Annotated in this window: 22 protein-coding genes; 9 read left to right on the top strand and 13 right to left on the bottom strand. The window is 58.2% G+C overall.

Features of this window, described 5'->3' with window-relative positions:
• Positions 1-29 precede the first annotated feature (29 nt).
• From ACR0DL_RS01615 to cobS, 4 genes are all read right to left on the bottom strand, one after another.
• Positions 30-1811, bottom strand: coding sequence for an aminopeptidase P family protein (locus ACR0DL_RS01615; RefSeq protein ID WP_480687285.1), 1782 nt, complete (start codon positions 1809-1811; stop codon positions 30-32).
• A gap of 73 nt (positions 1812-1884) precedes the next feature.
• Positions 1885-3762, bottom strand: coding sequence for a cobaltochelatase subunit CobT (cobT, locus tag ACR0DL_RS01620; RefSeq protein WP_480687287.1), 1878 nt, complete (start codon positions 3760-3762; stop codon positions 1885-1887).
• Positions 3763-3972: 210 nt separating this feature from the next.
• Positions 3973-4692, bottom strand: coding sequence for a sulfotransferase family 2 domain-containing protein (locus tag ACR0DL_RS01625; protein WP_170548067.1), 720 nt, complete (start codon positions 4690-4692; stop codon positions 3973-3975).
• A gap of 4 nt (positions 4693-4696) precedes the next feature.
• Positions 4697-5683: a cobaltochelatase subunit CobS gene (cobS, locus tag ACR0DL_RS01630; RefSeq protein WP_170360236.1), complete on the bottom strand. Its 987-nt coding sequence runs from the start codon at positions 5681-5683 to the stop codon at positions 4697-4699.
• A 520-nt stretch (positions 5684-6203) separates the two neighbouring features.
• On the opposite strand from cobS, the gene ACR0DL_RS01635 reads away from it, so the two are divergent.
• On the top strand, positions 6204-7046 hold the full coding sequence (locus ACR0DL_RS01635; RefSeq protein ID WP_170360234.1) for a Hint domain-containing protein: 843 nt from the start codon (positions 6204-6206) through the stop codon (positions 7044-7046).
• Between the two features lie 6 nt (positions 7047-7052).
• On the opposite strand, the gene ACR0DL_RS01640 is transcribed toward ACR0DL_RS01635, so the two are convergent.
• A complete protein-coding gene (locus ACR0DL_RS01640) occupies positions 7053-7676 on the bottom strand; it encodes a J domain-containing protein (protein WP_170348074.1) in 624 nt (207 codons plus the stop codon).
• A gap of 108 nt (positions 7677-7784) precedes the next feature.
• Here ACR0DL_RS01640 and ACR0DL_RS01645 point away from each other — a divergent pair, with 108 nt between their 5' ends.
• Together ACR0DL_RS01645 and ACR0DL_RS01650 are read left to right on the top strand one after the other, a co-directional pair.
• Complete coding sequence (locus tag ACR0DL_RS01645; protein ID WP_170348076.1) at positions 7785-8039, top strand: BolA family protein; 255 nt, start codon at positions 7785-7787, stop codon at positions 8037-8039.
• 32 nt (positions 8040-8071) lie between these two features.
• The gene (locus ACR0DL_RS01650; RefSeq protein ID WP_254440166.1) at positions 8072-8296 is read left to right on the top strand and encodes a GDCCVxC domain-containing (seleno)protein; all 225 of its coding nucleotides are present in this window, start codon (positions 8072-8074) and stop codon (positions 8294-8296) included.
• Positions 8297-8313: 17 nt separating this feature from the next.
• Here ACR0DL_RS01650 and ACR0DL_RS01655 read toward each other — a convergent pair whose 3' ends face one another.
• The 5 genes from ACR0DL_RS01655 to pepN all read right to left on the bottom strand — a co-directional run bounded on the left by ACR0DL_RS01655 (position 8314) and on the right by pepN (position 14815).
• Complete coding sequence (locus ACR0DL_RS01655) at positions 8314-8724, bottom strand: DUF4177 domain-containing protein (RefSeq protein WP_170348079.1); 411 nt, start codon at positions 8722-8724, stop codon at positions 8314-8316.
• A 140-nt stretch (positions 8725-8864) separates the two neighbouring features.
• Positions 8865-10376, bottom strand: a complete 1512-nt coding sequence (gene gatB / locus ACR0DL_RS01660; RefSeq protein WP_170348081.1) for an Asp-tRNA(Asn)/Glu-tRNA(Gln) amidotransferase subunit GatB — start codon at positions 10374-10376, stop codon at positions 8865-8867.
• A 70-nt stretch (positions 10377-10446) separates the two neighbouring features.
• Positions 10447-11706, bottom strand: a complete 1260-nt coding sequence (locus tag ACR0DL_RS01665) for a hypothetical protein (RefSeq protein WP_480687289.1) — start codon at positions 11704-11706, stop codon at positions 10447-10449.
• Between the two features lie 131 nt (positions 11707-11837).
• Positions 11838-12266 carry a hypothetical protein gene (locus ACR0DL_RS01670; protein WP_170374568.1) on the bottom strand — a complete coding sequence of 143 codons (429 nt, stop codon included), beginning with the start codon at positions 12264-12266 and terminating at the stop codon, positions 11838-11840.
• Positions 12263-14815: an aminopeptidase N gene (pepN, locus tag ACR0DL_RS01675; RefSeq protein WP_480687291.1), complete on the bottom strand. Its 2553-nt coding sequence runs from the start codon at positions 14813-14815 to the stop codon at positions 12263-12265. Before pepN ends, ACR0DL_RS01670 begins: the two co-directional genes overlap by 4 nt.
• Positions 14816-15021: 206 nt before the next feature.
• Here pepN and ACR0DL_RS01680 point away from each other — a divergent pair, with 206 nt between their 5' ends.
• From ACR0DL_RS01680 to ACR0DL_RS01690, 3 genes are all read left to right on the top strand, one after another.
• Positions 15022-17154, top strand: a complete 2133-nt coding sequence (locus ACR0DL_RS01680; protein WP_480687293.1) for a malate synthase G — start codon at positions 15022-15024, stop codon at positions 17152-17154.
• 25 nt (positions 17155-17179) lie between these two features.
• Positions 17180-17605, top strand: coding sequence for a GlcG/HbpS family heme-binding protein (locus tag ACR0DL_RS01685; RefSeq protein ID WP_170348089.1), 426 nt, complete (start codon positions 17180-17182; stop codon positions 17603-17605).
• A gap of 220 nt (positions 17606-17825) precedes the next feature.
• Positions 17826-18605, top strand: coding sequence for a gamma-glutamyl-gamma-aminobutyrate hydrolase family protein (locus ACR0DL_RS01690; RefSeq protein ID WP_480687295.1), 780 nt, complete (start codon positions 17826-17828; stop codon positions 18603-18605).
• A 39-nt stretch (positions 18606-18644) separates the two neighbouring features.
• On the opposite strand, the gene ACR0DL_RS01695 is transcribed toward ACR0DL_RS01690, so the two are convergent.
• Together ACR0DL_RS01695 and ACR0DL_RS01700 are read right to left on the bottom strand one after the other, a co-directional pair.
• A complete protein-coding gene (locus ACR0DL_RS01695; protein WP_480687297.1) occupies positions 18645-20885 on the bottom strand; it encodes a xanthine dehydrogenase family protein molybdopterin-binding subunit in 2241 nt (746 codons plus the stop codon).
• Positions 20886-20888: 3 nt separating this feature from the next.
• Entirely contained in the window at positions 20889-21353 is a 465-nt protein-coding gene (locus ACR0DL_RS01700; protein ID WP_480687299.1) for a (2Fe-2S)-binding protein, read from the bottom strand.
• A gap of 99 nt (positions 21354-21452) precedes the next feature.
• On the opposite strand from ACR0DL_RS01700, the gene ACR0DL_RS01705 reads away from it, so the two are divergent.
• A complete protein-coding gene (locus ACR0DL_RS01705) occupies positions 21453-22031 on the top strand; it encodes a TetR/AcrR family transcriptional regulator (protein ID WP_480687301.1) in 579 nt (192 codons plus the stop codon).
• Here ACR0DL_RS01705 and kynU read toward each other — a convergent pair.
• Complete coding sequence (gene kynU / locus ACR0DL_RS01710; protein WP_480687303.1) at positions 22024-23217, bottom strand: kynureninase; 1194 nt, start codon at positions 23215-23217, stop codon at positions 22024-22026. The two genes, ACR0DL_RS01705 and kynU, sit on opposite strands and share 8 nt — an antisense overlap.
• A gap of 166 nt (positions 23218-23383) precedes the next feature.
• Here kynU and ACR0DL_RS01715 point away from each other — a divergent pair, with 166 nt between their 5' ends.
• Positions 23384-23833, top strand: coding sequence for a methyltransferase family protein (locus ACR0DL_RS01715; protein WP_480657869.1), 450 nt, complete (start codon positions 23384-23386; stop codon positions 23831-23833).
• A gap of 129 nt (positions 23834-23962) precedes the next feature.
• Positions 23963-25534 (top strand): Re/Si-specific NAD(P)(+) transhydrogenase subunit alpha, encoded by a 1572-nt coding sequence (locus tag ACR0DL_RS01720; RefSeq protein WP_480636027.1) that lies wholly within the window; start codon positions 23963-23965, stop codon positions 25532-25534.
• The last annotated feature ends 13 nt before the right edge of the window (positions 25535-25547 follow it).

The following is a 25547-nucleotide window of genomic DNA, read 5'->3' on the forward strand; positions in this document are numbered from 1 at the left end:
TTCTGCTCTGTGTATGTAACAGGTCAGTGTCAGATCGGCGCAGTTGCGGCATCCAACCACAGTTGCGCGTCGTCGCCCAGCCTTGAGCGCAGTTTTTCCGCAACGTCGTAGTGATAGGTATTCAGCCAGTCACGCTCTGCCGACGTCAACATGTCCGTCACAATCAGCCTTCTGTCAATTGGGACGTATGTCAGGGTCCGCCAGTTCAGCATCGCGCGTTCCGCGTCACCACCGGGCAGGGGTGGGGCTTCTTGAACAACTACGAGGTTTTCGATGCGGATACCAAAGGCGCCCTCGCGGTAATAGCCCGGTTCATTGGAAAGGATCATGCCGGGTTGCAAGGGCACATGGCTGACTTTGGACAGGCGCTGGGGGCCTTCGTGAACGCTGAGGTAGGCACCGACACCGTGTCCGACACCGTGATTGAAATCCTGACCCGCGGCCCAAAGCGGGGCCCGTGCGATACATTCGATGTCACGCCCGGCCAGCCCGACAGGCCAGCGCAGCATGGATAGGTTAATCATGCCCTTCAACACGCGGGTAAAGCAGGACTTTTCCTCATCTCCGACATTGCCGATGGCGATAGTTCGCGTGATGTCAGTGGTGCCGTCCAGATATTGCCCGCCACTGTCCAGAACCAGAATATGACCATCTTCAAGGCGGCTGTCGGTTTCTTCGGTCACGCGGTAATGCATGATCGCGCCGTTCGGACCAGTGCCGGCAATCGTGTCGAACGAGATATCCTGCAGCGCATTGTCCTTGCGCCGGTTCTCTTCAAGTCGGGTCACCACCTGCGTCTCGGTCAGGGTACCCGGAGCCTGCGCATCCAACCAGCAAAGGGTTTCAATAACCGCCGCTGCATCGCGCAGATGCGCTTCGGCGCTGCCCGCGATCTCGGCCGCATTCTTGCAGGCCTTGGGCAAGGCGCAGGGATCTCCGCCATCCACCATCCGATCCTGCAACACATCGGCTACAGCCTGAGGCAGCGTTCCCAAATCGACCTGTATCTTCCCCTCAAGCGCTGTAACGGCGTCCAGAAATGCCCCCGGCGCGTGGACGGAAACCTGATCCGTCAACGGCTCGGACAGTTTTTCCTGATCCATGAACAGATCCACCCGGCCACCGGCATGCAGAATAGCAAAGCCATGCGCCACCGGGTTGTACCCGATATCCGAGCCGCGAATGTTCAGAAGCCACATGATCGAATCCGGCAACGTGATTACTGCAGCTGTGCAATTTGCCTCGCGCAGGGCTTCGGCCAGAAGGGTGATTTTGCTGTCCGCGGTTTCACCTGCAAACTCAATCGGATGGGTCTTGACCGGGTTCATTGGGGCGGTGGGTTGGTCGGACCACACGCGGTCCACCAGATTGTCACAGCGCACCAGTTCGATGCCGCTGTCGGTCAGCTCTTTCTTTGCGCTTGTGATCTGACCTGCTGCGTGCAGCCACGGATCAAAACCTACCTTGCCGCCATCGGGAAGGTGTTCCTTCAACCAGGTGCTCAGGTTGACCTCGGGCCACGGAACCGGAGTGAATTCGGCGGCGACCTGCGCCTTGACCTGGGTTCGATACCGGCCATCGACAAACACGCCCGCTATTTCCGGCAACACGGCGCAAAACCCTGCTGATCCCGTGAATCCTGTCAGCCACGCCAACCTTTCATCCCGAGCGGCCACGTATTCGCCCTGATGCGCGTCTGCGCGCGGGATCAGAAATCCGTCCAACCCTTCGTTCGCAATTTCACCCCGCAGAGCCGCCAACCGGGGTGGCCCCTGTTCCGGGCGCGCCGTCACCTCAAAGGACTGAAACATCACATACCTCTCCCAAGCGGGGGTTCACCCCTTATTCTTTTGGAAAATTCTTTGGCCCGGGGCAAGGCCAGCCTCAGCTGGCCCTTTTCATCCCCATCACCCGCGCACGTGCGCGAGGATCACTATCGAACAGGGCTGCCAGTTGCTCGGTCATTGCGCCTGCCAGTTGTTCGACGTCAGTGATCGTCACCGCGCGGTCGTAATAGCGGGTGACGTCGTGACCGATGCCGATAGCCAGCAGTTCCACCATTTTGCGCTTTTCCACCATGGCGATCACGTCGCGCAGGTGTTTTTCCAAATAATTCGCGGGGTTGACGCTGAGCGTTGAATCGTCGACCGGCGCACCATCCGAAATCACCATCAGGATTTTGCGTGCTTCGCGCCGGGCCAGCATTCGGCGATGCGCCCATTCTAACGCCTCGCCGTCGATATTCTCTTTCAGCAGCCCCTCTTTCATCATCAGGCCCAGATTGGGCCGTGCGCGCCGCCAAGGGGCATCCGCGCCCTTGTAGATGATGTGGCGCAAATCATTCAGACGCCCCGGCTGTTGCGGGCGACCATCGTTCAGCCACGCCTCGCGCGCCAATCCGCCTTTCCACGCGCGGGTGGTAAAGCCCAAAATCTCAACCTTCACATTACAGCGTTCCAGCGTGCGCGCCAGAACATCCGCGCAGATCGCTGCAATGGAAATCGGACGCCCGCGCATCGAGCCCGAGTTGTCCAGCAACAGCGTTACCACCGTGTCGCGGAATTCAGTGTCTTTCTCGACCTTGAAGCTGAGCGGCGTAGTTGGGTTTGCCACAACTCGCGCCAGACGACCCGCATCCAAAATGCCTTCTTCGCGGTCGAATTCCCAGCTGCGGTTCTGTTGTGCCTGCAGGCGACGCTGCAACTTGTTGGCCAATCGGCTAACAGCGCCCTTCAGGGGCTCCAACTGCTGATCCAAATAGGCTCGCAGCCGTTCCAGTTCGGCCGGTTCTGCCAGATCTTCGGCTGCGATCTCTTCGTCGTAGGTGTTCAGATAGACCTTGTAATCGGGATCAGCTTCGGATGCCGGCGGAGGGGCAGGGGGTTCCAGAGGAGCCTCACCTTCGGGCATCTCTGCCTCATCGCCCATCTCTTCTTCGGCCATCTCATCCATCGAGACCTGCGCCTGAGACTGGTCCTGCTGTTCTTCCTGCGTTTGCTCGGGCGTGGCGTCGGCGTCCTGCTCCTCTTGGTCATCCTGGCCGGTGCTGTCGGGATCGGGCTGTTCCTCGGCGTCGTCTTCAGCCTGATCTTCCTGTTCGTCGTCCAACTCATCAGGGTCATCGCCCAGCTGGTCGCCGTAACCCAGATCCTTGATCATCTGGCGGGCAAACTTGGCGAATTCCGCCTGGTCCGAGAGCAGTTCGTCTAGGTTTTCCAGCGTGCCACCGGCCTGTTCTTCGATAAATCCACGCCACAGGTTCATGATGTTAGAGGCCGCCGGGGGCAGGTCCCGCCCCGTGGCCAGGTGCCGGATCAGATAGCCCGCAGCAACCGCTAACGGTGCATCCGCTGGCTGCTTGCACTGGTCGTATCCGCGCCGCAGGGCCTCATGCCCAATCTTGACGTCGATATTGCTGGCAGTGCCGGGCATATCCCGCGCACCCATCGCCTCGCATCGCGCGACTTCCATCGCCTCGTACAAATCCCGCGCCATATCACCCGGAGGCGCGTAGCGCGCATGGGTGGCGTCGTCATGGTATTTCCGCTGCAGCGCCAGAGCATCCGCCGTACCGCGTGCCAGCAAAACCTCTTCGCGCGTCATCCGGCGGCTGACTTGCGGCAGACGCATCGACTCGCCCGATATACCAGAAGGGTCGACTGTGTAGGTCACGTTCAATTCAGGGTCGTCGGCCATAACCTTGGTGGCTTCGGCCAAAGCCTTCTTGAACGGATCAGCGGGGTTGTCGTTGGGTTTGCTCATCGGCGGCAGTCCGGTCTTGTTCTGTCCCGGCAACCTAGTGCCAATTCAGAGCCTTGACCATAGGGCCAACCCTGAATTCGCATGAAACCAGAGCGGGACCTATGGTAAAATCATGGGGTGTCTCGAAGGGTGGCGTGTGTCAAACTAACTATAAACTACAGGCCTAGGAGATTGCCCAGCCTTGTGCGCCCCAGAACGACTTGGCGGTTCCTACCTGAACCATCCTATAAAACCCTCAAACACTCCCTTAAGCCCATTTTCCCGGAACAATTTCTGATCTTTGCCGTGGTGCGAGCGCATAACGATATTCGTCAAGTCACGCATCTGTCCGGTGTTGAGCTTCATGGGATCGTTTACAGCACTGGAGTTCACTTTCTTGCCGGGCATGTCGGTTAGGTCAAAGCCGTTTTCCCGGCCAAATGTCTCAAGCCCGTGCCGTAAATCGGCAAAATCCAACAGCGACACGCGCGCCCCTGACGCATGCCGGGCGCTTTTGTTGACGGTTAACCTACCTGAAACATTTTTGATATCCAACAAGTCCGAGATGGATTTGTTAGCCGACACAAGTGTCTCAAATTCCTCAAGGTTTATTGGTTCGCTGCGGGGATCAAGGCCGAAACCACCCCCTTCTTGCGCGCGCATCCAGCGGTGGGGCGAATAGTATAGCGAGATCATCCGCTCGACCGGGGGGCGGGCAAAGGCATAAGCGGTATATTCGGCAAAGGCCGGGCCAATCAGTTGGCTGTATTCCGCAAGTGTCTGATGCTTGGATTTGGTAGCGTCACCGCTTAATTCGAACCGGTCTGTGCCGTCTTGATGGCCGCTGGTGACGATGGCATCGTCTGAGAACCGAAGGAAACAGCGCGTAAAGAAGTTTCCTCCGGTTTTTGGTACGTGGATGAACACGCATTTTTGCGCGGCAAATTGCACCTACTTATCCCAGGCTTGTGCTGGCAGCGCTTTCCGGCAGTTCCTCGTCAAAGCAACGCTGATAGAACTCGGCAACGGTCTGGCGTTCCAGTTCGTCACATTTGTTCAGGAAAGACAGGCGGAAGGCGTATCCTACGTCACGGAAAATCTCGGCGTTCTGGGCCCAGTTGATCACGGTTCGCGGGCTCATCACGGTGGACAGGTCGCCATTCATAAAGGCGGTCCGGGTCAGATCAGCAACGGTCACCATCTGGCTGACGGTTTTGCGGCCTTTCTCGGTATTGTAATGCGGCGCTTTCGACAGGACGATCATCGTCTCGGCGTCGTGGCTCAGGTAGTTCAGGGTTGAGACCAGCGACCAGCGGTCCATCTGCGCCTGGTTGATCTGCTGCGTGCCGTGATAGAGGCCAGTTGTGTCACCCAGACCCACGGTGTTTGCAGTGGCGAAAAGGCGGAAATTCGGGTTCGGCGTGATGATTTCGTTCTGGTCCAGCAAAGTCAGTTTGCCGTCATGTTCCAGCACGCGCTGGATCACGAACATCACGTCGGCGCGGCCTGCGTCGTATTCGTCGAATACGATGGCTACGGGGTTGCGCAGCGCCCACGGCAGGATGCCCTCGTGGAATTCTGTGACCTGCTTGCCGTCGCGCAGTTTAATCGCGTCTTTACCGATCAGGTCGATCCGGCTGATGTGGCTGTCCAGGTTCACACGTACAGCGGGCCAGTTCAGACGGGCGGCAACCTGTTCGATATGGGTCGATTTACCGGTGCCGTGATAGCCTTGAATCATAACCCGGCGGTTATGTGAAAACCCTGCCAGAATCGCCAGTGTGGTTTCGGGATCAAACTTATAGGTCGGGTCAATGGCTGGAACCCGATCACTGCGCTCTGCAAAGCCTTTGACCGCCATGTCGGTATCAATGCCGAATACGTCCCGAACCGAGATTTCCTCGGTGGGTTTTGCGTTGATATCAATCGATCCGTCAGCCATTCGCCTTGTCCTTATCCTTTGGCCCGTTTTGCCGGGTTTGAACCCGTGTGTGGTGCAACATATTGCCGGGAAGGGCAAGGGAAAGAGGCGCCGCGCGGAAGCTGAGAGGATGTTTCTTCGAAACTGGCCTTATAGAAGTGCGCGACAAGCGATCGTGGTCGCTCATTCGAACCTTGGGCGACACAAATAAGTGCCATTCGAAACAGGCCGAGGGTCGCGTTCTTCCTCCAACTTTTGGCGCTCTGGCTGATAGTGCTAATTAGGCAGAGTGCAGGTTCAGCTTGAGATAGGCGCTAGGGGACAAGACCAAATTAACGGTAACCAAAAGGGTAAGCTCATGAATCGGGGTCCCAAAAAACAAACTAATGAATTAGAATATTCAGAAGTTAATGTTGGGTTAATCGACGCGTGATAAGCTCCGGATATCGTTTCCGTTGTGCGTTAAACAGTAAGTTTTGCGATGTCGCTTGTTATTTCAGGTCCCTCTTCTATCGCGATCCCCAGCGGGTCGACCTCGGTTATGCAGCAGTATACCACGACCAAAGCTGTGTCTTGGAGCGTGACCGTAACTGGCTCAGGTGGCTTGAATCCTTCCGACTACACTGTATCGATTTCATCCAGCGGAGTTTTGACCGTTGAACTTACGCCGGGCGCTGACATTCCCCCGAATACACAACTTACGGTTCTAATACGGGCGACGACGGGGAATCCGGGAAATGGTAACAATGCCTCTCTCAGTGTGACAGTTGACCTGCCTGCCGGAACAGTACCGTGTTTTGTGAAGGGGACGCTGATAGAAACTAAAAATGGCCCTTGCCCCGTCGAAGAACTGTCGGTTGGCGACAGGGTTTGCGTATCTGATGGTCAAACCCTTCCTATTATTTGGATCGGGAAACGAACACTCAGCGCTCAGACCTTGCGTCTCCAGCCAAGATTTCGCCCAGTGAGAATTCAGCGCAACGCGCTAGGCACAGGTCTGCCCAACCGCGATCTGTACGTATCCCCGCAACACCGGATTGTGATTGAAGGCTGGCGGGCTGAGTTGCTATTTGGGGAACCGATGGTCTTCTCGGCCGCGATTCATCTGGTAAACGATGATACGATCCGTCAGATAGGAACGGATGAGCCCGTCACCTACTTTCACATTGCCTGCGAGCAGCATGCCATCCTGTCCTCGCATGGCCTGCAAAGTGAAAGCCTGTATGTCGGCGGTCAGTCTTTGAATTCTTTCAGCCGCGAAGATGTTGACGAACTGCGCGCGCTATTTCCCGAACTCAGTGACAGCGCGCAGGTGCCAAAAACCAAACTTCGTTGCTTGAAACGCCCCGAAGCGCAGGCGCTGCGGGGTACGTTTTCAGCGTAGTAGAGCTTACTTAAAATTCCGACTGTCCTTGATCTGATCCCAGGCCCAGACGACCTCTTGCAGCTGTTCCTCTTGGGAACGGTCGCCGCCGTTCATGTCCGGGTGCAATACCTTGATCAGCTTTTTGTAGGCCTTGCGCACCTCAGCCTTGGACCAGCTGTCCTGCGCTTCAAGAATCTCGATTGCGCGGCGTTCGGTGGGGGGCAGGCGGCGTCCTCCGGAATTGGCGCGGCCGGGGTTCTTAGTAGCGTTCTCGCCCAGAACCTGATGCGGGTCTTCGATGCCCAGACGGGCCCAGGCACGCGCTTCGGGGTCGCCCATCGGCTTGGTCTCACGCTCCCACACTTTGTCTTTTGAGCGCTGAGCGTTCAACTCGGCCTCGGTGGTGCCGTCGAAGAAGTTCCACTTGTTGTTATATTCGCGGACGTGCTGCTGGCAAAACCAGTAGAAGTCGTCCAGCACGTCCGGCGCCTTGGGGGCACGGAACTTACCGGCTTCCTCACAACCCTCGTGATCGCAGATTCGCGTCGAGGTCTCAGATGCGCCCGACATCCCCCGGCGCCCGCGCGGGTTCTTTTTCTTTGCGCTGGAAACGGACATATCGAATCCGAAGGGGTCTGATTTTACCATGCTCTGATCCTCGACAAGGCATCTTTTCGACTCGGAGGCAGCAGTTTAGTCTAAGCAGCCGAAAGTAGAAGAGGGGGAGCGGTAAATTTTTTGCCGCTGAGCGAAAAAATGAGCGTGAGTGACGAAATCTATCAGCGCCTTGAAGCCGCGTTCAATCCGCGTGAGCTGGAGGTCATCGACGACAGCGAAAGCCACCGCGGCCATGCCGGGTATCAGGACGGAGGCGAGAGCCATTTCAATGTCCGCATCCGCGCCAGCGCGTTCGAGGGCCAGTCCCGCGTCGCCAGCCACCGCGCTGTACACAAGGCGCTGGGCGATATCGTGCCGCGCATCCATGCTCTGGCGCTGGATATTGGGGGGTAGCTGGCCCAAAGTGCTTTGAGGGGAGGGATCAGATGTCCAGAACGGAGACGGCCTTTACGCTCAAGTCCACCCTGACCTGCCCATCCTGTGGGCACGTCGAAACGGAAACCATGCCCACGGACGCGTGTCAGTGGTTCTATGAATGCAAATCCTGCCACCAAGTGCTGAAGCCTCTGGAGGGCGATTGCTGCGTCTATTGCTCATACGCAACGGTGCCTTGCCCTCCGATACAACAGGGAAAAACGTGCTGCGCTTGACTTGAGGCTCGCCGCGATCAGGGCTTTTCCGGAGGTTCGGATTTCGCCTCGGACCCTTTCAGCGACAGGGGCGGGTCATTCACCTCTTCGGCAATCGGAGCCGGGGCAACAACTGTTTCGGGTCCAGGTACGGGTTGCGCCAGCGGCACGCTGTCCGGCGTTTCGGTTGGGTTGCGGGTCGAGACAAAAGGCGCCTCGATCTCGCGCCGAAAGACCAACACATTGCGCCAGTTCACGGCTGAACCGGTCAGGCCAGTGCGTTCCTCGCTGGGCAGCAATTCGGCCCGCTGATATTCCCAGCCGTCTTGCCCCATCTCGTTCAGCAGCTGTTCCACGGATGCTGCAAACCGTCCTTCGGCGGTTTTGACGCCCTTGGCCTTGGTGCCTTTTTGCGGGGCTGGGACAACTTTGTATTCGTAGCGCTGCATCGGATTTTCCTGGTTACCGGGTTCCGGCAATCTAACATGTTGGCGATTTTGGGAAAGTCATCATCGCATGGACGTGGCGGAAAGAAAAACGGCAGGGTTTTGTTCAAACCCCGCCGCGACTGTTCGATATCTCGAAGGCTTTACGAGCCCAGCTTCTTGCTGACCAGTTCGTTCACCGCCTTGGGGTTGGCCTTGCCACCCGTGGCTTTCATCACCTGGCCGACGAACCAGCCCGCCAGTTTCGGGTTCACCTTGGCCTTTTCAACCTGCGCCGGGTTGGCTGCGATGATCTCATCCAGTGCGGATTCAATCGCGCCGGTGTCGGTCACCTGTTTCATGCCGCGCTCTTCGACGATCTGCGCCGGATCGCCGCCTTCGGTATAGACGATCTCGAACAAGTCCTTGGCGATCTTGCCCGAGATCGCGTCCGATGCGATAAGGTCGATGATCCCACCCAATTGTGTCGGAGACACGGGCGATTCCGTTATGTCGTGGTCTTCTTTCTTCAGACGACCGAACAGTTCGTTGATGACCCAGTTTGCGGCCAGCTTACCGTTGCGGCCCTTGGCAACTTCTTCGAAATAGGCGGCCGATTCCACCTCGGCGGTCAGCACGGACGCGTCATAATCGGTCAGGCCGAATTCGCTTATAAAGCGCGCTTTCTTGTCGTCGGGCAGTTCTGGCAGTTTGGCGGCGATGTCGTCCACCCATGCCTGCTCGATCTCAAGCGGTAGCAGGTCGGGGTCGGGGAAGTAGCGATAGTCATGCGCCTCTTCCTTGGACCGCATCGAGCGGGTCTCACCCTTGTCCGGGTCGTACAAGCGGGTTTCCTGATCGACCTTGCCGCCAGCTTCGACAATGGCAATCTGGCGGCGGGCTTCGACCTCGATCGCTTGCTGGATAAAGCGCATCGAGTTCATGTTCTTGATTTCGCAGCGGGTGCCCAGATGCGAGAAATCCTGCGTTTCCTGGTATTTCTCATATGCGCCCGGCAAACAGATTGAGACGTTCACATCAGCCCGCAGGTTGCCGTTTTGCATGTTGCCATCACAGGTGCCCAGATAGCGCAGAATCTGACGCAGCTTGACGATATAGGCCGCCGCTTCTTCGGGTCCGCGAATGTCGGGCCGGCTGACGATCTCCATCAGGCAGACACCGGTCCGGTTCAAATCGACAAAGGACATATGCGGGTCCATGTCGTGGATCGATTTGCCCGCATCCTGCTCCATATGGATGCGTTCGATCCGCACGTTGCGCGCGGTTCCATCACCCATTTCAACCAGCACTTCACCTTCACCCACAATCGGGTGATAAAGTTGGGAAATCTGGTATCCCTGCGGCAGGTCAGGATAGAAATAGTTCTTGCGGTCAAACGCCGATTTCAAGTTGATATCCGCCTTCAGGCCCAGCCCGGTGCGGACGGCCTGTTCGACGCAGTATTCGTTGATCACTGGCAGCATGCCCGGCATCGCCGCGTCCACAAAGGCCACGTTCGCGTTCGGTTCGGCCCCAAATTGGGTCGACGCTCCCGAGAACAGTTTGGCATTGGACGAGACCTGCGCATGCACCTCCATCCCGATCACCAGTTCCCAATCGTGCTTGGCCCCGGCAATGGTTTTGGGTTTGGGCATTTCATATGTCAGGTCGAGCATGGCGCGCCTCATTTCCGCAGAAGTCTAAGCCTGCGTATTAGGCCCGGCAGGGGCGAGGGGCAAGGGGGAATCAGTGTTGAGACAGGCGCAGACCAGACGGTGTAAAGGTCACGTCCGTGCCGCTGCGCAGTTCCTCGCGGAACAGATCTCGGATGGCACGCAACGCATCGCGCTTGCCGCGGGCTGCAAACCGTTCGGCAGAATTGATGCGAACCGAGTTGTTGAACCCATTCGCGGCATGCGCCCAGATCAGCGGGTGCAGTTCAGTCATGTGGTCGCGGATCAGCCTGTTTGCAGCTTCGTGAATTTGCGAGCGCACAAGATCGGCCTTTTCGTTCAGGCCCTGACCGTTCTGTATCGTGATGGCGCAATAGGCCGAAAGCATGTTGACGGTCTGCTGATCGGGGCGGCGATGCAGAATGTCATCCAACCCTTCCAGGAAGTACTCGACATCCAGACGAGCGCAGGCCTCTTCGTCCAATGCGATGGCGTCAAACTGGACCCAAGTATAGCCGCCAGCGCCCCAGATGTCGCCAGTCCGCGCGGCGTTCCGCAGTGCCTGAACTTCAAGCTTTTCATAGCTGCCAAACCAACGCGGCAGCAGATGCGTGCCCATCGCCCGCATAGGCCGCTGATTGTGTGGGTCCAGGGAGATCAGGCGTTCGTATTCTTCGGCTACACGCTGGTTGGTCTTCCGTTGACCTGCCAACAGGGCACAGCTTGCGGCTGCGACAATGGGGCTGTCTGGCAACGCAGCGCGGCATGTCGGCAAAAGGTCTGCGGCCCGGTCGAAATGGGCCGCGCAACGCGACCGGTGAAGGGGCGGCAACGTGGCATCCGTTGCGGTTCCGCGCCATGCCCAGGCCAGGTCAATGTGTGCTAAGGCGACCACCAGCGTAATCATCGGATCACCCGGATGCTCACGCATTTCGTCTTCAAGCTCTGAGATACCGCCCAGCAAGTCATATTCGCACAGCGCGCTGCCATCCGACAGGGCATGTTCCACTGCCAATACAACGTCGGAACGCGCGCCAAAGGCCAACAGATCGGCAATCGGTGTTGCGTCCGATGCGATAGCGCGGTCCTTGTCGGCGGCATGCATCATTTTGGACAGCTTGGCCCAGCGGTCCTGTCTGGCCAGTGTGCGCCCTTCTTCAATGGTGTTACGGGCTGTCAGGTCTTCGGCCCTGATATCGGCCACTGGAATGTTCAATTGCCCTTTATCCGGCAGTGATGCCGTCACCGCGCAGTCGGTTGCCCGCACGTTTTGCGTGGATTGACCCTTGGATAAAGAAGAAAGGGCCTCACGTGCCCTGAAAAACCGAAACATGGTAAAACTCGAAACCGAAACAAACTGGTAAGTTAGCTTGAAACTTTGACCGAAAATCGCCTCAAATTCAAGCTTTTTGGGGGGTGTTGCGTGACAGGCCGGGAGAATAGGTCCCTTTCCGACTGATTGTTTCAGAAAACAGTGAAATGGTGCCGTTCAACCCGTAATCCGGCGTCTTGCAGGACAGTTTCAAGGGTCTTGTGGGGTGGTGTGGCTTCATCCGGCAGCCGAATCCGCTTGCCCGAGGCCAGAACCAGTGACGTGCGCACGGAAAAGTCCCAGCGCGTGTCGAGCCGGACATGGTCGATATCGGCCAAGGCAACCTCAGCCTCGCGATTGCCTGAAAACCATCGTATTGCGCGGTGATCCAGGGTTAGTCCGGCACTTGTGCCATGCGCAATGTCCCAAAGGGCGGGCAGGGTGGGCAAGCTCAGCAACCCAACCAGCCACCACGCCGCATCGAACAGAATAACCAACGCGATCAGCCCCGCGTAGACGCACATCAGGATCACGACGGCGCGTGGGGTCCTGTTGTGGCGTTGGAAAGTAAACGGGGTCATACGCCGAGGATGCGAGACACCATTTCCGTTGTATCCCGCGACAGGTTCGGTGTGTCGGCGATACGCGTCAGCTGAGCTTTCATTAGGTCCTGACGGTCGGTGTCATAGCGTTTCCAGGTCTGGAAGGCAGAACACATCCTGGCGGTGGTCTGGGGGTTAACCGGGTCCAGCCTGATCAGCCAGTCTGCCAACAACGCATATCCTGCCCCGTCCGCACGATGGAACCCGGCGTGGTTCATCGCCAACGCCCCCATGACTGCCCGAAACCTGTTGGGGTTCTTCCAATTGAAATCAGGGTGCTCGGTCAATGTGCGCGTAACATCCGGCGTAGTTTCAGGAGAGGCCGTTGTCACCTGCAGGCCGAACCACTTATCGACCACCAGCCGGTCATGCTGCCACTGCCTGTAAAAGTCCGCCAGTTCGGTTTGGCCCGCGCCCGCCCGCAACAGGCAAGACAGGGCGGTCAGTTGGCGGGTCATGTTGTCGGCTGCTGCGTATTCCTCGGCCGCTTTGGCACCGCCATCCAGCCGCGAAGTCAAGTACAGTACTGCGCCACCAAGCGCCCGCTTGCCGGCCTGATCAGCATCGGGGCTGAACGGCGCGTCGATCAGTGTTTCGCTGTGCAGCCTTGGCAGCAGGTCCTGCACATGCTGTGCGGTCGCTTGGCGCAGGGTTTCGACGGCGGTCCATATTGCCATCGGATCAGGGGTGTTACCACTTTCAAACAAGGCCGCAGCCAGTTCGGATTGCGTTGGCAGACCCAACATCAATGAGCGATAGGCTGGGTCCAGATCGCCGTCACGCAGCACGGCCAACATACCATCCAGATAGTTCGTTCCCGGCGCTGCATCTTCGCGGATCATGCGCAGCAGCGTATCTTGCGCAAGCGACCGCCCTGCCTGCCAACGGTTGAATGGATCGGTGTCGTGGGCCAGCAAAAATGCGCGTTCGGCATCCGTATGGTCATGTTCCAGAATGACCGGGGCCGAGAAATCGCGCAGGATCGAGGCCACAGGTTTTGCTGCCAGTCCAGTGAAAGTAAAGCTTTGCTCGGCTTCGGTCAGCTCCAACACTTCGGTGGCCCGCACTTCGTCCCCGTTCTGGCCCAGCAGGCCCACGGCGACGGGGATCACCTGCGGCAGTTTCTTGGGCTGGCCGGGTGTTGGCTTGGTGCTTTGTGACAGGGTCAGAGTATAGGTGCCATCCTGCCAGTCTTCGGCAACTGAGATGCGCGGCGTGCCGGATTGGCTGTACCAACGCTTGAACTGGGTCAGATCGCGACCGGTCGTATCCTCGAACACCTTGATCCAGTCTTCGATGGTGCAGGCCTGCCCGTCATGACGGTCGAAATAGAGGTTCAGCGCCTGCGCATAGGCCTCATCCCCCACCAACCGCTTGAGCATGGCGATGACTTCGGCGCCTTTTTCGTAAACAGTCGCGGTGTAGAAGTTGTTGATTTCCTGAAAGCTTTCAGGGCGAACCGGGTGTGACAACGGACCGTTATCCTCGGGGAACTGCCGTGCGCGCAGGTCGATCGCATCATGGATGCGTTTCACCGGGGCCGAGCGCATATCGGACGTAAACTGCGCATCGCGAAACACCGTCAGGCCCTCTTTCAGACACAGCTGGAACCAATCGCGGCAGGTAATGCGGTTGCCGGTCCAGTTATGAAAATACTCATGGGCAATGATTGCCTCGATCCGCTCGAAATTGGCATCGGTCGAGGTTTCGGGGCTGGCCAGAACGGCGGAGGAGTTGAAGATGTTCAGCCCCTTGTTTTCCATCGCGCCCATGTTGAAGTCATCGACGGCCACGATGTTGAACACGTCCAGATCGTATTCGCGGCCATAGACGTCTTCGTCCCATTTCATCGACTTTTTCAGTGCCTCCATCCCAAAGGCGCATTTGCCTTCGTCTCCGGGGCGCACCCAGAGGTTCAGTTCCACGTCACGGCCCGACATGGTGGTGAACTGACCGGGATAGGCGATCAGGTCGCCTGCGACCAATGCGAACAGATAGGCGGGTTTGGGCCACGGGTCGGTCCATTCAGCCCAGCCTTCTCCCTTGCCCGAGGGGTTACCGTTGGACAGCAAGATCGGCAAGTCACCGTTGATGCGTACGGTGAACTCGGACATCACGTCGGGCCGGTCGGGGTAATAGGTGATCTTGCGGAAACCTTCAGCCTCGCACTGGGTGCAATACATGCCGTTCGACATATACAGGCCCTCAAGCGCGGTGTTGTTACCGGGGTCGATCTCGACGACGGCCTCCCAGATGAAGGGCGCATTGGGGACTTCAACAGTCAGGCCCTTGTCGGTGACATTGGGGGTGACTTCGACCCCGTCAACAACCGCCCGGATCAGGGTCAGGTCTTCGCCATGCAGAAAAAACGTACGATCCGTTGCCTCGGGGTTGGGGCGGAACGCAATACGAGACGTAACGCGTGTGGCATGATCTGCCAGATCAAAGGTCAGATGCACGCTGTCCACAAGATAGCCAAAAGGCGTGTAATCTTTCAGATAGATCGTGGTGGGGGCAGCGTCACGCATCGGGGGCCTCGTATCGGTTGAGTTCTGGCGTGACGTTATGGGGATCACTTGTCAGCCGCAAGCCGATGCTGGGTATTCCGAGCCGCCAGGCAGGTCAATTTGGTCTTCAAATTCCACCGGAAACTTGAGGGGTCTGTTGCCTATCGGAAACTTTCGCACTAATTGACGCCTGCATGCCAACGTACACAATGCGGGAGAATTGACTTATGAGCGGCAGAGAAACCCGGAAAGGGCTGCAGATTGCCTGGGAGCTGGCGGATTTCATCGAAAATCAGGCATTGCCTGGAACAGGTGTCACGCCCGAGGTGTTCTGGTCCGGATTCGCCCGCTTGGTTGATGAGCTTGGCCCAAAAAATCGGGAACTGCTTGCTAAGCGGTCGGAAATTCAAAGCCGTCTTGATGGTTGGCATCTGGAACGCAAGGGGCAGGCCCATGATGCCGCCGCATACGAGGCATTCCTGCGAGAAATCGGGTATCTGGTAGAAGAAGGCCCCGATTTCCAGATTGAAACGGCAAATGTCGATCCCGAAATCGCAGCAATCCCCGGGCCGCAGTTAGTTGTTCCGATTACCAATGCCCGTTTTGCCCTGAACGCTGCGAACGCCCGTTGGGGCAGTTTGTATGATGGGCTGTATGGCACTGATGCGATGGGTGATCTTCCCACTGGCAAAGGATATGACACTGAACGCGGCGCACGGGTGATCGCCTGGGCCAAAGATTTTCTGGATGACGCTGCACCGCTGGCCAGCGGTTCGTGGGCGGATGTCTCGGGACTGCGTGTGGAAAACGGAGCACTGGTGCCCGCGCTGGCGGACTCCTCGCGTTTTGTTGGATATGGCGGCGCCGCTGAAAACCCCGAATTCGTACTGCTGAAGAACAACGGTCTGCACGTCAAAATCGTGATCGATCCGTCCAGCACGATCGGCGCATCCGACCCGGCAGGCATCGCCGATGTGGTCGTCGAAGCGGCCTTGTCAACGATCATGGACTGCGAAGACTCGGTTGCTTGTGTTGATGCCGAAGACAAGGTTGTGGCCTATGGCAACTGGCTGGGCCTGATGAAAGGTGACTTGACGCAAGAGGTTTCCAAAGGCGGAAATACCTTCACCCGCAAGCTGGCAGAGGATGTCGATTACACCACCGCAGATGGAGAGCAGGCAACGCTGAAAGGCCGCTCGCTGATGCTGGTGCGTAACGTGGGTCACCTGATGACCAACCCCGCCGTACTGGATGCCGACGGCAATGAGACCGGTGAAGGTCTAATGGATGCGCTCTGCACCACTGTGATCGCAATGCACGATCTGCAGCGCGAAGGCGGCAATTCGGTCAACGGGTCGGTTTACGTGGTGAAACCCAAGATGCACGGACCGGAAGAGGTGGCATTCTCGGTCGAGATTTTTGACTTGGTCGAAGACATTCTCGGTCTGCCGCGCAACACCGTAAAACTGGGCATCATGGATGAGGAACGCCGCACTTCGGCCAACCTCAAGGAATGTATCCGAGCTGCGAAATCGCGCGTGGCTTTCATCAATACCGGCTTTTTGGACCGGACGGGGGACGAGATTCATACCTCGATGGAAGCAGGTCCGGTGCTGCCCAAAGGCGACATCAAGAACACGCCCTGGATTGCGTCTTACGAAGACCGTAACGTCGATATCGGTCTGGCTTGCGGCCTGAAGAGCAAAGCCCAGATCGGTAAAGGCATGTGGGCGATGCCCGACCGTATGGGTGAGATGCTTGAGGTCAAGATCGGCCATCCGCAATCCGGCGCGACCTGCGCCTGGGTGCCGTCACCGACCGCTGCGACCCTGCACGCCACGCATTACCACAAGGTCGACGTTCTGGCCCGTCAGGACGAACTGGCCGCTGGTGGCGCCCGTGGCACGTTGCGGGATTTGCTGACGATACCGCTGCTGGATGGCCGCAACCTCAGCGAAGATGAGATCACGCGTGAGATCGAAAACAGCGCGCAGGGCATTTTGGGATATGTCGTGCGCTGGATTGATCAGGGCGTGGGCTGCTCGAAAGTGCCGGATATCAACGATGTGGGTCTGATGGAGGATCGGGCAACCTGCCGGATTTCCTCGCAGGCACTAGCCAACTGGCTGCATCATGGTGTCGTCAGTAAAGAACAATTGATGGCTGCGATGCAAAAAATGGCTGCCGTGGTGGACCGTCAGAACGAAAATGATCCTGAATACTCGCCGATGGCGCCGGGGTTCGACGGGATCGCCTTCCAGGCCGCGTGTGATCTGGTATTCAAGGGACGTATTCAACCTTCGGGGTATACCGAGCCGGTTCTGCATGCGCGCCGTCTTGAACTGAAAGCCAGCCTTTAACTTCGCAAAAACGTTAGGACACACCATGACCATTTCTCTGCGCAAAGCCCGCACGATCATTCGCAAAACTCTTGAGAAAGGCCGCGAGATGGAGCTGAAGCCGCTCTCGGTCGTGGTCTTGGATGCGGGCGGGCACGTCATCGCGTTTGAACGTGAAGATGGCGCAGCGCCCGGCCGTTTCGCTATCGCGCATGGTAAGGCTTACGGGTCGGTCATGCTGGGCATGGCGGGCACTGCGCAAATGCAACGTGCCGAAGCTCAGGCTTATTTCATGAATGCGGTGAACGGCGTTTATGGTGGTCAGGTTGTGCCGGTTCCGGGGGGAATTTTGCTGCGTGATCGCAAGGGCGCGGTGATCGGGGCCATTGGTGTGACAGGCGACACTTCGGACAATGATGTCGTTGCGGGTATGACCGGGGTCGAGGGGGCAGGCCTGACCGGAGAAGCCTGATTTCGATCAGTCTGTGGTGCTGGTTTTTCCAGAGAATAGGGAAAAACTCTCAAAAACTTGGTATCATTTGTAATTCTGTTCCGACATTTGCCATATAGCCCGAACGTTTTGTGCGCAGTTGAACACGTCCTTGCGCCGTCATGCAGGGCGTGTTCTGTTGCACGTTCTTTCTGCTGAGGATAGCTTCCCTGTTAGTTACAGAAACTGCAAGGAATGCGGAATGTCTCGACCTGTCGTCGGTATCATCGGCAACTCTTACCTTATGAACGATGAATACCCTACCCATGCGGGTGGAACGATGAACTCTGAGGCCGTGGCAAATGTTTCGCATTGCCTGCCGCTGCTGATTCCATCCGACCCGCGCTTTGTCACGGTTGAGGAATTGCTTGAGGTCTGCGACGGGTTCCTGCTGACCGGTGGGCGCCCGAATGTACATCCCGAAGAATACGGCGAGGACGCCACTGACGCGCATGGTGAGTTCGACCGGGCGCGGGATGCGGTCACTTTGCCTTTGGTTCGGGCCTGTGTCGAGCGTGGTCAGCCCTTCATGGGCATTTGTCGCGGGTTTCAAGAGGTCAACGTCGCCATGGGCGGCACGCTCTACCCTGAAATACGCGATTTGCCGGGTCGAATGAACCACCGCATGCCCCCGGACGGAACTTTGGAAGAGAAGTTTGCCTTGCGACATGTGGTGACACTGGACGAAGGTGGCGTATTCCACCAACTATTCGGCGCGCCCGAAGTGATGACCAACACTTTGCACGGGCAGGGTATCAAGACAGTCGGTGACCGTGTTGTCATCGACGGCCACGCGCCTGACGGTACGCCCGAGGCGATCTATATCAAGGATGCGCCAGGCTTTACTCTATCGGTGCAATGGCACCCTGAATGGGATGCAATCAACGATCCCGTTTCCCGACCTTTGTTCGAGGCATTCGGTGCCGCCGTAAGGGCATGGGCCACCGGTTCGGATGCCAGTCTGGTACAGCAACGGGCGTGAATGTCGCGCTGATCCACAAAGGGGACCGGCGCATTGCAATCAAATCAACAGATCAAACTGTTGGTTCAGAGGCAGCTTTCGGGCGCGTTCTCCGGTCAGATCAAACAACGCATTGCCAAGCGCCGGCATTGACGGCGGCGTTCCGGGTTCGCCCGCGCCACCCATGTGGCGGTTGGTTTCCAGCACACGCACCTCAACCTGCGGAGCAGTATGCATTCGGATCGCATCGTAGTCGGGGAAGTTGTATTGCTCGACCTCACCTTCGGCAAAGGTGATCTCGCCGTAGCAGGCTGCTGACAGACCATACATCATGCCGCCGAACATCTGCGCTTTGACGTTCTCGGGGTCCAGAGCCAGCCCCATATCACAGGCAATCCACGCCTTGTTGATGCGGATGGTGCCGTCTTCGTCTACCACCTCGATCACTTGTGCGACCGGAGTACCGAAACTGTAGGTGAACGCCACGCCGCGCCCCACGCCGTCCGGTGTCTGCCCGGTCCATCCGGACATCTCGCGCACTGCTTCGAGGCAACCGGCCGAGGGGGCGTGTTCACCCTTCATCAGTTCCAACCGGAATTCCAGCGGGTCGCGGCCCGCGGCATAGGCCATCTCATCCATGAAGGTTTCGTGGAAGAACCCGTTATGGCTGTTGCCGACCGACCGCCAGAACCCGACGGGGACGTCAAGTTTGGGGATGTGGCCGCTCATGCGGTAGTTCGGCACCGCGTAGGGCTGGTTGAAAAAACCTTCGACCAGAACCTTGTCCGGGCCGGCACCAGGCATGCCAGTGTATCTCGTCACGGCCTGCTGCGTGCAGGATTGCGCCGAAACTTTGCCGTCAATCAGAACTGCCTTGCCGTCCTGCACTGCCCCGCGCATCCGGGCAATGGCGCCGGGGCGGTAATAGTCGTGGCGCATATCTTCTTCGCGGCTCCAGGTCGTCTGAACCGGGGTGCCGGGCATGGCCATGGCAACCTTGGTGGCAATCTCGCCGAAATCCAGTTCACCCCGGCGACCAAACCCACCACCCAGATATGTGGTGTGGATCTGTACCGCTTCGGTGTCCAGATTAGCGGTGTTGGCCGCGCGGAACCGGATCAGGGTTGGGGCCTGATTGCCGCACCACAGCTCCAACGCATCGCCGGTATACAGCGCGGTGGCGTTCATCGGCTCCATCGTGGCATGGGCCAAATAGGGCACTTGGTATTCTGCGGTAATCTCGGTTGCGCCTTCGGGTGTGACGCTGACATCGCCATCGTCGCGCATTGTCGAATTCGCCGAGTCATCAAACGCCTCGGCGATCTTGGTGAAAATGCCATCCGTCTCGGGCGGGTAGGGGGCGTCACCCCAATCCACGTCGATGGCCTCGACTGCTTGATTGGCGAGCCACGTGTTGTTGGCAATCACGGCGACACCTGTGCCCAGATCAACGATTTTCTCGACCCCCGGCATGGATTGCGCGGCGCTGTCGTCAAAACCATTCATCGCGCCGCCCAGCTTGGGGTTCATGCGCACGGCCGCGAATTTCATCCCCGGCAGGCGAACATCGACGCCAAACTCGGCGGTACCAGTTGCCTTTTCGACCATGTCCAGACGCGGCTGGGTTTGGCCCAGATACCGCCATTCGGACGGATCGCGAAGGGGCACTTCAACCGGCTCAAGCCCGGCGGCGTCTACGGCCAAGTCCGTATAGGCAATCTTGTCGCCATTTGACGCGATGACATGCCCCGAGGCTGTTCCCAGTTCCGACGGGTCAACACCCAAACGAAGGGCCGCAGCGCGTTTGAGCGTGTCTCGGGCCGAGGCACCGGCCTGACGCATCCGCTCGAACCCATCCTTCATCGATGTCGAACCACCCGTGACCTGGAGGTGAAGAGCTTTGCCAAGCACACCCAGCGCTTCGCCCAGATTGTGCTGGAAGTCCGAGATGTCATAACCCTTGTTGGGCAAACCTTCCCCCAGCATGGCAGAGTTATAGTAGGCCGCTGCCGCCGGACCGTGCAGCACAGTGATCTGGTTCAGATCCACGTCCAATTCCTCGGCAATCAGCGCGGCCCATGTGGTCTTGACGCCCTGACCCATTTCAGCGCGCGGTGCAAAGAGGGTTACGCCGTTTTGGTCGATCAGGACAAACGGGTTCAACGCCGCCTGACCCTCGCCAGGTTTTAGCGGGTTCGCGGCGGGGCGGCTGACATAATAGGCGCCGAATGCTACGCCGCCGACAATTGCGGCCGAGCCGATCAGGAAAGTGCGGCGAAGGATTTTACCAACAGAAGCCATGAGTTACGCCTCCTTCAGTTTGTCAGCCGCGTCATGGATCGCAGCGCGGATACGGGGGTAGGTGCCACAACGACACAGGTTGCCCTGCATCGCCTCATCAATATCGGCGTCCGAAGGTGCAGGGTTTTCAGCCAGCAACGCAGCGGCCTGCATGATCTGGCCCGACTGGCAATATCCGCACTGCGCCACCTGATGATCGACCCAGGCTTGCTGGATTGTCGCCATCGTACCCGGCGTCCCGATACCTTCAATCGTGGTGACATCGCCCCAAACATCCGACAGGCTCACCTGGCACGAGCGCACAGCCTCGCCATCAATATGAACCGTGCAGGCACCACAGGCCGCCACGCCGCAGCCGAATTTGGTGCCGGTCAGGCCGACCTCATCGCGCAAGACCCAAAGCAAGGGGACGTCATCGGGCAGGTCAACCTGATGTTGCTTGCCGTTAATCTTCAGGGTGGTCGCCATGGCGCACCTCATCTGGCTGTGGCTGGTTGCTGACATATTTAGCGCAAAGTGTCAGTGTGTCAATTGACAAAATATACAAAAAATGTCAGAGGTTCTGGTATGACGGAAGCAGTTGACGATTTACGGCAAAAAACCATCCTGAACTCGGCTTTTCAGGCTTTTGCCGCTTATGGGTACCGAAAAACCTCGATGGATGACATTGCGCAGGGGGCGGGGATGTCCCGGCCGGCGCTGTATCTGCATTTCAAGAACAAAGAGGCGATCGTCAGCAAACTGACCGAGGTCTACTATGTCGAAAAATGCGCGGCTGTTGCCGAGGCGCTGGCAACGTCAGGTTCAGTGTCCGAGGTTCTAGCCAGTGCGATTCAGGCGCAGACGGCAGGGATGGCCGCGATACTGGCCTCGCCTCATGGGCTTGAGATGCTGGATAACACCAAATCCTTGTCCGCCGAGATCATCGCGGAGGGTGAGGCAAAACTGTCAGGGCTATACGCGGATTGGCTGACACAGCAAGAACGGGCCGGGCGGGTGCGCCTGCTGGCCGGTGCGGCCGAGACTGGTCGGACGATTACGGCCACGCTTAAGGGGCTCAAGCTGATCGGTGCAGGTGCAGAGGTCTATGAACAGCAGGTTGCGCAGATCGCGGCGTTGATCAGTGCGGGGCTTGAGGTCAGGTAACCCGCTGCCGCACTTTGAATTCCGGTGCATCCCATAAACGGTTTTGCATAATGTCAGCTAAGATTTCGACAGCGCGCTCGACGTCCCTTGCGTCGATATACAAAGGCGTGAACCCGAAGCGCATGATATCCGGCGCGCGGAAATCTCCGATCACGCCGCGCGCGATCAGAGCCTGCATGGCGGCGTAACCTTCAGTAAACCGAAACGAGACCTGACTGCCGCGCTGCTGCGGATCACGTGGGCTGGCCAGTTCCAACTCAGGGCAGGTGCCTTCGACACGGGCTATGAACAACTCGGTCAAGTCGATGGATTTGGCGCGCACATCAGCCATGTCCGCCATGTCCCAGATGTCCATCGCGGCGGACAGGGCGGTCATCTGAAGGATCGGAGGGGTGCCGACCCGCATCCTCTCGATCCCGCTGCCGGGGCGATAGTCCAGGTCGAAGGCGAAAGGTGCCTCGTGCCCCAGCCAACCTGACAAGGCCGGACGGGCGCGATCTGTCAAGCGTGGCGCGACATAGATAAAGGCTGGCGCACCGGGGCCCCCGTTAAGGTATTTATATGTGCAGCCCACCGCGAAATCGGCGTTGCAGCCGGACAGGTCCACTGGGATAGCTCCGGCGGAATGGGCCAGATCCCAGACAGTGACCGTCCCGTTTGCATGTGCCAGTTCGGTCAGCGCCTTCATGTCGTGTATGCGCCCGCTGCGATAGTCCACCTCAGTAAGCATCAGCACGGCAACGTCGTCGGTTATGTTTGCGGCCACGTCCTCGGGTGCGACAACGCGTAGTTCATAATTCGGCCCCAGCGAGCGCAGCAGCCCGTCCACCATATACAAATCAGACGGGAAGTTGCCGTTATCCGACAGGACCACCTTGCGATCCGGGCACAGTTCCAGCGCAGATGCCACGGCCTGATACACTTTGATCGACAGGGTGTCGCCGGTCACAACCGTCCCGGGTTCCGCGCCGATCAGACGGCCAATGCGGTCGCCCAGGCCGGTCGGCAAACCCATCCATCCGGCCTTGTTCCAGCCGGTGATCAGCATCTGGCCCCATTCCTTGACCATCATGTCACTGACACGATCACTGGCAGCCAGCGGCAACGGACCCAGCGAATTGCCGTCCAGATAAATGACATCCTCGGGCAGATCGAACATGGCTTTGGTCGCGGCAAAGTCGGTCATGGGCGGCTCACTACTTTGTGTTGTGTTGCTTTCTTTCGGCCTAGCCGATCCGTATCGGCCTGTCCATTGATGCGACAACCTGAGCTTTTGCCAATTCGGTTCGAAAGCGGTAGGACATCGGCCAGAAACGACATGCCTGTGCATGTTGTCAGTTGCGGGGATGCGCATGCACCGGATCGACATACCGCCCGTCTGGCTTGTTGGGTTCGCTTTTCTGGCCTGGCTGCAGTCGCGTCATTTCCCTTTGGGGTTGTCGCTGGACGGCGGATTGACTGACTTGTTAAGCGGGTTGCTGATCGGGGGTGGCATCCTGATCGCGGTATTGGCGATAGTGGAATTTCGTCGTCACAAAACAACCGTTATCCCGCACGAAACACCTTCGGCGCTGGTTCAGTCAGGCATATATAAACGCAGCCGCAACCCGATCTATGTTGGCGACGTTCTGATTCTTGCTGGTTTGGTTTTAAGGTTCGATGCGGTGCTGTCCCTGATCCTGATCCCAATCTTCGTCTGGGTGCTTGAGCGCCGGTTCATTCTGCCCGAAGAAGACCGCCTGCGCCGTACTTTTCACGCTGATTTTGCCCGTTACGAACGTAAAACCCGCCGGTGGGTTTAGGATGGACAGACCGATAATATCATATCGTGAATGCTGCACTTGCGAAATAATGTTGCGCAAGATACATGTTTGCTTAACGAAGAATACCGACCACCCGCTCAGCTTGAGTGAGAACTAGGGGGACTGCCAGTGAAGATAGGCACACCGAAGGAAATATATGAGGGCGAGAACCGCGTTGCGATGACGCCGGACTCTGCTGTGCAGTTGCAGAAACTGGGCTATGAGTGCCTGATTGAGAAAGGCGCTGGGGCTGCTGCGGGCTTTTCGGATGCGGCGTATGAGGCTGCAGGCGTTGAGTTGGTCAAGACCGCCGCATCGCTGTGGAAAGCGGCTGACATTGTTGCCAAGGTCCGACAGCCCGACGCAACCGAGCTAAAGCGACTGACCAAGGGCAAGACGCTGATTTCCTTCTTCAACCCGGCAGGGAACGAAGAAGGGATGGAAGCGGCTAAGGCCAAGGGCGCCAACGTCATCGCCATGGAGATGGTGCCGCGTATCAGCCGCGCGCAGAAAATGGATGCGCTGTCGTCGATGGCCAATATCGCCGGTTACCGCGCGGTGATCGAGGCGGGCAACAACTTTGGCCGGTTCTTCACCGGCCAGGTGACGGCGGCCGGTAAGGTGCCGCCTGCGAAGGTGCTGATCGTGGGGGCTGGTGTTGCCGGTCTGGCGGCGATCGGGACCTCGACCTCGCTGGGTGCGATCACTTACGCGTTCGACGTGCGCCCGGAAGTGGCCGAGCAGGTCGAATCCATGGGCGCCGAGTTCGTCTATCTGGATTTTGAAGAAGACCAGCAGGACGGCGCGGCCACCGGCGGCTATGCCAGCGTCCAGTCGGACGAGTTCCGCGAGGCACAGCTGGCCAAGTTCCGTGAACTGGCCCCGGAGATGGACATCGTCATCACCACGGCGCTGATCCCCAACCGCGAAGCGCCCGAGCTTTGGACCAAGGATATGGTCGAGGCGATGAAGCCGGGCTCGGTCATTGTCGACCTTGCAGCAGAAAAGGGCGGCAACTGTAAGCTGACCGTCGCGGATGAGAAGGTCGTGACCGACAATGGCGTGACCATCATCGGCTATACCGACTTCCCCAGTCGGATGGCGGCGCAATCGTCGTCTCTGTACGCGACCAACATCCGCCACATGATGACGGACCTGACCCCTGAGAAAGACGGTCAGATCAATCACGACATGGAAGATGACGTGATCCGTGGCGCGACCGTGACCCATGAGGGCGAGATCACCTTCCCGCCGCCACCGCCTAAGGTGCAGGCGATTGCGGCGCAGAAAAAACCCGAGGTCAAGGAACTGACCCCGGAAGAGAAAAAGGCGCAAGAGATTGCGGCCTTCAAGGCGCAGACCAAACAGCAGTTTACCCTGCTGGGTGTCGGTGGCGCGCTGATGCTGCTGGTGGGGCTGATCGCTCCGGCCAGCTTCATGCAGCACTTCATCGTCTTTGTGCTGGCCATTTTTGTGGGCTTCCAGGTGATCTGGGGTGTTGCTCACAGCCTGCACACACCGCTGATGGCGATCACCAACGCGATCTCGTCGATCATCATTGTTGGGGCCTTGATGCAGATCGGATCGGGGTCGTTCCTGGTTATTCTGCTAGCGGCGCTGTCTGTCTTCATGGCCGGGATTAACATCTTCGGCGGCTTCCTCGTAACCCGGCGCATGCTCGCCATGTTCCAGAAATCTTAAGGAGGCCGGGCAC

This window comes from Ruegeria sp. BB5, from assembly GCF_056539405.1.

What these genes read in the sequence shown, in the direction of transcription:
- ACR0DL_RS01695 (WP_480687297.1), bottom strand. Translation starts at nt 20,885, where the DNA reads ATGGCTTCTGTTGGTAAAATCCTTCGCCGCACTTTCCTGATCGGCTCG.
- ACR0DL_RS01635 (WP_170360234.1), top strand. Translation starts at nt 6,204, where the DNA reads ATGCAGCAGTATACCACGACCAAAGCTGTGTCTTGGAGCGTGACCGTA.
- ACR0DL_RS01715 (WP_480657869.1), top strand. Translation starts at nt 23,384, where the DNA reads ATGCACCGGATCGACATACCGCCCGTCTGGCTTGTTGGGTTCGCTTTT.
- gatB (WP_170348081.1), bottom strand. Translation starts at nt 10,376, where the DNA reads ATGCTCGACCTGACATATGAAATGCCCAAACCCAAAACCATTGCCGGG.
- ACR0DL_RS01700 (WP_480687299.1), bottom strand. Translation starts at nt 21,353, where the DNA reads ATGGCGACCACCCTGAAGATTAACGGCAAGCAACATCAGGTTGACCTG.
- ACR0DL_RS01670 (WP_170374568.1), bottom strand. Translation starts at nt 12,266, where the DNA reads ATGACCCCGTTTACTTTCCAACGCCACAACAGGACCCCACGCGCCGTC.
- ACR0DL_RS01705 (WP_480687301.1), top strand. Translation starts at nt 21,453, where the DNA reads ATGACGGAAGCAGTTGACGATTTACGGCAAAAAACCATCCTGAACTCG.
- ACR0DL_RS01685 (WP_170348089.1), top strand. Translation starts at nt 17,180, where the DNA reads ATGACCATTTCTCTGCGCAAAGCCCGCACGATCATTCGCAAAACTCTT.
- ACR0DL_RS01640 (WP_170348074.1), bottom strand. Translation starts at nt 7,676, where the DNA reads ATGGTAAAATCAGACCCCTTCGGATTCGATATGTCCGTTTCCAGCGCA.
- cobS (WP_170360236.1), bottom strand. Translation starts at nt 5,683, where the DNA reads ATGGCTGACGGATCGATTGATATCAACGCAAAACCCACCGAGGAAATC.
- ACR0DL_RS01645 (WP_170348076.1), top strand. Translation starts at nt 7,785, where the DNA reads ATGAGCGTGAGTGACGAAATCTATCAGCGCCTTGAAGCCGCGTTCAAT.
- ACR0DL_RS01680 (WP_480687293.1), top strand. Translation starts at nt 15,022, where the DNA reads ATGAGCGGCAGAGAAACCCGGAAAGGGCTGCAGATTGCCTGGGAGCTG.
- pepN (WP_480687291.1), bottom strand. Translation starts at nt 14,815, where the DNA reads ATGCGTGACGCTGCCCCCACCACGATCTATCTGAAAGATTACACGCCT.
- kynU (WP_480687303.1), bottom strand. Translation starts at nt 23,217, where the DNA reads ATGACCGACTTTGCCGCGACCAAAGCCATGTTCGATCTGCCCGAGGAT.
- ACR0DL_RS01690 (WP_480687295.1), top strand. Translation starts at nt 17,826, where the DNA reads ATGTCTCGACCTGTCGTCGGTATCATCGGCAACTCTTACCTTATGAAC.
- ACR0DL_RS01665 (WP_480687289.1), bottom strand. Translation starts at nt 11,706, where the DNA reads ATGTTTCGGTTTTTCAGGGCACGTGAGGCCCTTTCTTCTTTATCCAAG.
- cobT (WP_480687287.1), bottom strand. Translation starts at nt 3,762, where the DNA reads ATGAGCAAACCCAACGACAACCCCGCTGATCCGTTCAAGAAGGCTTTG.
- ACR0DL_RS01615 (WP_480687285.1), bottom strand. Translation starts at nt 1,811, where the DNA reads ATGTTTCAGTCCTTTGAGGTGACGGCGCGCCCGGAACAGGGGCCACCC.
- ACR0DL_RS01650 (WP_254440166.1), top strand. Translation starts at nt 8,072, where the DNA reads ATGTCCAGAACGGAGACGGCCTTTACGCTCAAGTCCACCCTGACCTGC.
- ACR0DL_RS01655 (WP_170348079.1), bottom strand. Translation starts at nt 8,724, where the DNA reads ATGCAGCGCTACGAATACAAAGTTGTCCCAGCCCCGCAAAAAGGCACC.